This is a genomic window from Vibrio sp. YT-15 (assembly GCF_033337445.1).
In the GTDB taxonomy this organism is placed as follows: domain Bacteria; phylum Pseudomonadota; class Gammaproteobacteria; order Enterobacterales; family Vibrionaceae; genus Vibrio; species Vibrio alginolyticus.
This window is the reverse complement of sequence record NZ_JAWOQR010000051.1, coordinates 1-1,921: the sequence shown is the minus strand read 5'-3', so window position 1 is coordinate 1,921 and position 1,921 is coordinate 1. Positions and strand designations below refer to the sequence as shown.

2 protein-coding genes are annotated in these 1,921 nt (G+C 45.9%); both read left to right on the top strand.

The features are described from left to right. Positions 1-932: aromatic amino acid lyase (locus tag R7D93_RS25135; RefSeq protein ID WP_318129544.1), on the top strand; the 932-nt coding region annotated here is incomplete at its 5' end. Between the two features lie 270 nt (positions 933-1,202). Further along, positions 1,203-1,921 (top strand): DUF3581 domain-containing protein (locus R7D93_RS25130; protein ID WP_318129543.1); only part of this gene is annotated, 719 nt, incomplete at its 3' end.

The following is a 1,921-nucleotide window of genomic DNA, read 5'->3' as shown; positions in this document are numbered from 1 at the left end:
CAGCATTCGCGCTAGAAGGTCTGTTTATTGCCGAGGATCTTTTCGCGTCAGCAACCGTGTGTGGTGCCATGTCTGTAGAAGCCGCACTAGGCAGCCGTCGCCCATGTGACCCTCGAATCCACCGCGTACGTGGCCATCGTAGCCAAATGGATGCGGCAATGGCATATCGTCACCTACTGGATACATCGAGTGAAATTGGTGAATCGCACACCAACTGTGAAAAAGTGCAAGACCCATACTCACTGCGTTGTCAGCCGCAAGTGATGGGCGCGTGTTTGCAGCAAATCCGCAACTCCGCTGAAGTATTGCAAGTAGAAGCGAACTCCGTTTCTGATAACCCATTAGTATTTGCAGAAGATAACGACATCATCTCTGGCGGTAACTTCCATGCAGAACCTGTTGCGATGGCAGCCGATAACTTAGCTCTCGCCATTGCAGAAATCGGCAGTTTGTCCGAGCGTCGTATGGCACTTCTCATCGACAGCGCGCTATCAAAACTGCCGCCATTCTTAGTGGATAATGGTGGCGTGAACTCTGGCTTCATGATTGCTCAAGTAACCTCTGCGGCATTAGCAAGTGAAAATAAGACCCTTGCTCACCCAGCCTCAGTAGACAGCTTACCAACATCAGCAAACCAAGAAGACCACGTGTCAATGGCGACATTCGCGGCTCGCAGACTGAAAGAAATGGGTGAAAACACTCGCGGCATTCTGGCTGTCGAATATCTATCGGCGGCGCAAGGTTTGGATTTCAGAGCGCCAAATAAATCGTCAGAGCGAATCGAAATTGCAAAACAGATGCTGCGTGAAAAAGTGTCGTTCTACGATAAAGACCGTTACTTTGCACCCGATATCGAGCAAGCAAACACATTGTTGAAACTCGCTCTACATAACGCACTGATGCCAGAGAACCTTCTGCCAAGCGTACATTAATCTATAGAAGCAAACTCCAGTCTAGGCTCCACCTCTTCGTGGAGCCTTTTTTGTGTCTATACTCTTAACAATTCGTGAGTGATATCAGAGTCGCGCGACGCACTTATTTGCATCATAAATGGATAAGCCATTCAAGCATGTGTTTTTAAACGTTTATCTGCTGATTTGGGTGCGCATTGTCAAAATGCAGTGAACTTTCTACTGGATGGACCATTGCTACGCAGATATTCGCATATAATCCCTTACAGTTTTGGTTACTACTTAATAATTATGTTTCTAACACCTTATTTTTCAAACAATAATCATCAATTTCAATTCACTCGTGAACAAGCAAGTCACTTTGCTAAGCGCGTGGCTGGTGATTACAACCCTATTCATGATGAAGATAACAAACGCTTTTGTGTGCCTGGCGACCTGCTATTTGCCGTTCTACTAAGTAAAGAAGGCATCAGCCAAAAAATGCGCTTTCGTTTCTCTGGCATGGTAAATGATGGCATTGAGCTGCATATTGAAAATAAGTGTGAAAAAGAAAGCGCAGTCGTAGATGAGGCAGGCAAAGAATACTTGCACATGTCTCGTGAAGGCGAAACCAACCACAACCCGGCTTTTATTGAGCATGTGGTAACAAATTACGTGCAGTTTTCTGGAATGAACTTCCCGCACATCATGGTTCCTCTGATGGAAGAGAAACAAATGATGATCAACTGTCAGCGTCCACTGGTTATTTATGAAAGCATGGAAGTGGAATTTTCACGCTTAGACCTTACACATCCTGAAGTGGATTTCACTGGTGCGACGTTTGATGTAGATGGTAAGCGCGGCGTGGTGACTTTGAACTTCGCATTCAAAGAAGATGGTGAAGTGGTCGGTAAAGGCATTAAACGCATGGTAGCGAGTGGTTTGAAGCCATACGATCAAGAAGCCGTTGACGACCTTGTACACCGCTTTAATGAGCGTAAGGATGCATTCCTAGCAAAGTTCGTTAAGGC